This is a genomic window from Enterococcus sp. C46 (assembly GCF_040887565.1).
Lineage (GTDB): Bacteria > Bacillota > Bacilli > Lactobacillales > Enterococcaceae > Enterococcus_B > Enterococcus_B lactis.
This window is the reverse complement of record NZ_JBFOGA010000033.1, coordinates 1-510: the sequence shown is the minus strand read 5'-3', so window position 1 is coordinate 510 and position 510 is coordinate 1. Positions and strand designations below refer to the sequence as shown.

1 protein-coding gene is annotated in these 510 nt (G+C 27.3%); it reads right to left on the bottom strand.

Going from position 1 to position 510, the window contains the following annotated elements:
* Window positions 1-242 precede the first annotated feature (242 nt).
* Window positions 243-510: hypothetical protein (locus AB3I27_RS13990; RefSeq protein WP_252714340.1), on the bottom strand; the 268-nt coding region annotated here is incomplete at its 5' end.

Genomic DNA, 510 nt, shown 5'->3' with positions numbered 1-510 from the left:
GATTTACCAACATGTTTAGACATTTTCCTCTAGGAAAAAATTAACTAGCACCACGGGTCTAATTTAGTAATAAAGGTTAGCTTCTTTTGCATATATGATGGTTTTAAGACCTTAAAAAATTGTGTGTGTGTAATTATTAGTTAATTTACTATCTAAATTTGATTTCTTATGAATATTATATAAAAAGTTATAAAAAAAGGTAAATATGATAAAAGAGAAATTATCATATTTATCTTTTACATTTACTTTTCTCTTTCCATAGTTCGTTTTCTTAGAACTTCAAATTGATTTTTAAAAGTATGTTGTTGTTCGTCAGTTAATGAATCGACTAAGCATACGTTATGAACTTTTTTATCGTGCATGTCTTCGTCTGTAATACCAGTTAAATCATATCTTTTTAACCGTTCCATATTTTTGATAGTAGTGCTGAAAATATTACTTTCTCCAAATACTTCTTTAGCATTTTCTAAAGTAGCAATATCAACGGGCGCTCCATTTTTTAATAACGCG